General features: G+C 61.7%; 1 protein-coding gene. It reads left to right on the forward strand.

The features are described from left to right. Positions 1-38 precede the first annotated feature (38 nt). Positions 39-1,354 (forward strand): ISKra4 family transposase gene (locus G3446_RS26715; protein WP_425338440.1). Its coding sequence is split into 2 segments (ribosomal slippage): positions 39-296 and positions 299-1,354, totalling 1,314 coding nucleotides; the frame shifts between segments, so codons are not numbered across the junction. Positions 1,355-1,391 lie beyond the last annotated feature (37 nt).

Consider the following 1,391-nt stretch of genomic DNA (forward strand, 5'->3'; position numbering starts at 1 on the left):
CTTGAGTTTCCCTTCAGTTTTCTACGCCGAGGCACCCCATGGACCGATTCGATGAGAGCGACGCCACGCTGTTGCGGGCACTGAAGCGCTATCCGCAACTTAAGGAACGTATCAGGCATCTTATGGCGGTCGTTGAAGATGCTGACGGTGACCTGGCCCAGGCGGATGCGGCGGAACGGCGGGTGATTGAGGAAATCCGCCGTCTTGGGCAGGAGAGCCTTCAAGCCTGGGCCGAGCGCCAAGTGAACCAGACGTCATTGGCCATGATGGAGGCTGGCGATGCGCGTCGTGGGGTTAAAAAAAACTCTGCTGGTACAGTACGTTCGGCGTAATCGAGGTGGACGAGCCGGTGTGGCGTGAAGGCACGCGCACGCGGCGGTGCTTCTCGCTCAGCGCCCAGGTGACGCATCGGTGTTGCTCTCAGTCGCTGCAACGGGTGATCACGGATTTCGGGGCCGATGTGGCGTTTCGCCAAGCCGCGAAGAAGCTCCAAGAACATTATGGGTTCACCTTGCCGGTGGAGCGGATCCGTCAGGTTGTCGAGGGACATGCGCAGACGATGTACGAGGCGCAGGTGCTGAGCACCGATTGGCCCCAGGCGCCCGGTGTGCCCTGGGTGGTGGCGCAAACCGACGGGGGGATGATCCCGATTGTCACCCCCAATGCCACGCAGGCGGACAAGCGTCGCGGGAAAAGCCTGGCGTGGAAAGAGGCGAAGTTGTGTCTGGCTCACGCCCAGGTTAGCGCGACACCCTGGTATGGCGGAACACTCCAAGGCGGCGTCGATGAGGCCGGGAAGGCGCTCTTTGACTGTGCTCTGCATGCGGGCTTCGGGACGCAGACGCGGGTGCATGGTGTCGGCGACGGAGCGACCTGGATCGCCGATCAAATCGACGCGCAATTCGCCCAGCAGGGCCAGTTCCTGATCGATTTCTATCATGCATGCGACTATTTGGCCGCGGCGGCCAAGGTCTGCGCCCCGGATCCAAAGGTCTGGCTCAGCATGCAAAAAGCACAGCTCAAGGCCAACGCGTCCGATACCGTACTGGCAGAACTGGCACTTCATGGGGAGCCTGAAACAGTTGCCGACGCGGACGCTCCCGTGCGTGCCGCACAACGCTATTTCAGCAACCGGCGCCATCAGCTCGATTATCAGGGCGCGCACGAACAGGGATTGCCGATTGGCTCCGGCGAGATCGAGAGTGCACATCGTTACGTCGTCCAGCAACGCCTGAAGCTCCCCGGCGCATGGTGGCGCATCGAGCAGGCCGAGGCCATGCTTGCCCTACGCCTGAACCGGGTCAATGACCAATGGGAGTCGTACTGGCAAGACCAAATCCAGCAAGCCGCATGACAAGCGACCAGCACGCATCACTTTTGGTCGCACCCCC

This window comes from Thiorhodococcus minor, from assembly GCF_010820565.1.
Lineage (GTDB): Bacteria > Pseudomonadota > Gammaproteobacteria > Chromatiales > Chromatiaceae > Thiorhodococcus > Thiorhodococcus minor.